The 2953-nt window shown below is 71.8% G+C and carries 3 protein-coding genes; 2 read left to right on the top strand and 1 reads right to left on the bottom strand.

Annotated elements, in window-relative coordinates; translation table 11 throughout:
- On the top strand, positions 1-1185 hold a 1185-nt coding region (locus WA805_RS01970; protein WP_425241510.1), incomplete at its 5' end, for a DUF4192 domain-containing protein.
- A gap of 302 nt (positions 1186-1487) precedes the next feature.
- Here the strand turns inward: WA805_RS01970 and WA805_RS01965 are convergent.
- A complete protein-coding gene (locus WA805_RS01965; protein WP_422282689.1) occupies positions 1488-1835 on the bottom strand; it encodes a hypothetical protein in 348 nt (115 codons plus the stop codon).
- A gap of 91 nt (positions 1836-1926) precedes the next feature.
- Here WA805_RS01965 and WA805_RS01960 point away from each other — a divergent pair, with 91 nt between their 5' ends.
- A complete protein-coding gene (locus WA805_RS01960) occupies positions 1927-2715 on the top strand; it encodes a helix-turn-helix transcriptional regulator (protein WP_422282691.1) in 789 nt (262 codons plus the stop codon).
- Positions 2716-2953 lie beyond the last annotated feature (238 nt).

Genomic DNA, 2953 nt, shown 5'->3' with positions numbered 1-2953 from the left:
GGCGAGCGCCGTGCGCAATCGCGTACCGGCAGGGACGCCGGCGTCGCGCCGGACGCGGGGACGGCCGCGGAGCGCCGGATCCGGATCGGGTCGCCCGCCTCGCTGCTGGCGGTGGTGCCCGTGCTGCTCGGGTTCGAGCCAGGCAACAGCATGGTCGTGATCGGCGTAGAGCAGCCCGGTGCGGAGGTCAGGCTCACGCTCCGCTATGACCTGCCCGATCCGGGGCTGGCCCCCGCGGTGGCCGCGCACGCCATGAGCGTGCTCACCGCGCAGCGCATCCAGACCGCGGTCGCGGTGGGGTACGGTCCTGAGCACCTCGTCTCACCGGTCGCCGCGGCGCTGCGGGACTGCGCGCCGGGGGCCGGCGTTACCGTGACCGAGCTGCTCCGGGCGGAAAACCAGCGTTACTGGTCCTTCGTGTGCGGAGACCCAGCCTGCTGCCCGCCAGAGGGCAAGCCGTTCGACGTGAGGGACCATCCGGCTGCCCGGGCCATGGCCGCCGAGAGCGCCAGGGTGCTGGCCAGCAGGGACGCGCTGGCGGCTACGGTCGCGCCGGTCACCGGAGCTGCCGCCGGACAGATGCGCCAGGCGACCAAGGAAGCCGAAGAACAGATCGCCAGGGCCATCGCGCGGGCGGCGCGGTCCGGCCGGAAGGCGTCCGTCCGCCGCCTGATCGCCACCGTCGGCCTGCCCGCGGTCTCCGAGGGCATCCGCCGCTACCGCGGCGGCAGGCGCCTCGAACCAGAGGAAGCGGCCTGGCTCACGGTCGTGCTGCGTGACCTCCGGGTCCGCGACGACGCGTGGTCACGGATGCGACCAGAGCACCGCGAGGCGCATACGCGGCTGTGGACCGACCTGACCCGGCTGGCCCAGCCCGGGTACGTCTGCGCCCCGGCTGCACTGCTCGCGTTCGTGGCGTGGCAGTCGGGCAACGGAGCGCTCGCGAATGTCGCGCTTGACCGGGCGCTGGCGGAAGACGCGAACTACTCGATGGCCGTGCTGCTCAGGCAGGTCATCGACTCCGGCGCGCCACCGTCGCTGGCCCGCCTTCCGATGACCCCGGAGGACGTGGCGGCCAGCTACGACGCCCTTGAAGCCAGCGACGAAGCGGACGGCGAGATCAGCGACGAAGCGGACGAGCCAGCGGACGATGACGATGAAGACGTCCCCGCAGGTGAGGCGTAACGCAGTCGTCCCGCGGTGACGGGCCGGTTCAGTGCCTCGCCAATCGGCCGGAAGTGAGGCTCGAGCCGACAGTAACGGTCCGTGGGGCGGTATGTGGCGGTGTGGCCCGATGCCCTACGCGGTAGCGCGGCGGAACAGCAGCCGGGCCAGGCGCCTCACCGGAGCGATGGCAGCGGCTGGTGTCCTCGGCGATCTGCGCGAGGACCTCGGCGGGCAGCTTCAGGTCCTCGTGATGGTCCATGAACAGTGCCATGTCATGCTCCTGTCCTTGGGTTGGGCGGCGTGGCCGCCGCCGCGTGAGATCAGGCGGTGGTGGCGTGCACCTTGCGGGCAGCCAGCGCGCGGTCCAGGACCACCGCGACGGTGGCGGCGACCAGCGCGGCGCCGATGGCGATCAGGGCGATCTGCCAGCCGGGCATGCCGCCCGCGGCGACGGCGGCAGTAGCCGGGGACGTGGCCGGGTAGGTGGGCACGAAGGCAGGCCGGCCGTCCGGGAGCGGGCGGTTGACGGCGAGCGCGGCGGGCGCGGCGGCAGCCGATGCAAGCAGGGCACCGGCGAGTACGCCGGCCAGCCGACGGATGCGATGGATCGGGTTCATCATGTTCTCCTTCACGCGCACGATGCGGTCGATCGGGCTCAGTGTGCGCACAGGCGCGCGGCGCCTGCCATTCGCCGTTCTGCGTATGCCCAGGCCACCCCGGCCGGGGTACCGTGGATGAAGCCGAGGGAAGGGGGGCGTGATGACGGCGACCCTCACGGCCAGCGGGCGCGACCTGCGCACCCTGGCGGGGATCGTCAGCGAGGACCGCGGCGAGCCCCCGGCACACGGGCTGGCGCCGTCCCTGCTCGATGACCTGTTGGGCCTGATCCGCTGCGATTTCCTGTCATTCGTCGGCATGGACACCGCCCAGCAGGCGGACCGGTTCGCGCAGACGGCCCCCCTCGAACCCGGCGACGACTGGCAGGAGACCGAGGAGGACATCGCGCGGTTTTGGAAGCACTACTGGGACAGCCCCTGCTGCAGCTACCCCGACCAGACCGGCGACCTGCGCAGCGTCACGAAGATCTCGGACTTCTACTCGGCCCGGCAGTGGCACAACACCGGAATGCACAGCGACTACATGCGGGAGATCGAGCACGAGATCATGGTGTGCCTGCCCGCTGGCCCCGGGTGGATCGCCGATCCCGGGCGGCGGGACGGCGGGCCGAGCGTGCGGCTGCTGTTCTTCCGCGAGGCCGGCCCGGATTTCTCCGAACGCGACCGCGCGCTGCTTACCCTGCTGCGCCCGCACCTGCACCAGGCCTACCTGGACGCGGAGCGCCGCCGCCGGGGCGCACCGCAGCTCACCCCCCGGCACTGGGAACTGCTGCACCTCGTGGCCGCCGGGCACACCAACGCCCAGATCGCCCGCCGCCTCGGCGTGTCGGAGGGAACCGTGCGCAAGCACCTGGAAAACATCTACGCCAGGCTGCACGTCTCCAGCCGCACCGCCGCCGTCACCCGCGCCTTCCCAGACCGGGACACATAGGGACTGATGACCCGGCTGCCGGCCAGCTACGACGCACTGGAGGCCAGGGACGAGGCCAGCGGCGAAGCCGGCGAGCAGGCACACCCTAACGACGACGAAGACGCCCCCACAGCAGGTGAGGCGTGACGCAGCAGCCCGACGGCGACCCGATACACTGCCTGAGCCGTTCGTCCCGTTCGGTACGCAGCTTGCCCACTTTGTACTCCTGTGCGCATCCTTGTGAGAACCACAGGACGCA

The organism is Trebonia sp., assembly GCF_049794275.1.
Lineage (GTDB): Bacteria > Actinomycetota > Actinomycetes > Streptosporangiales > Streptosporangiaceae > Trebonia.
This window is presented reverse-complemented; position numbering and strand designations above follow the sequence as displayed.

What these genes read in the sequence shown, in the direction of transcription:
- WA805_RS01960 (WP_422282691.1), top strand. Translation starts at nt 1,927, where the DNA reads ATGACGGCGACCCTCACGGCCAGCGGGCGCGACCTGCGCACCCTGGCG.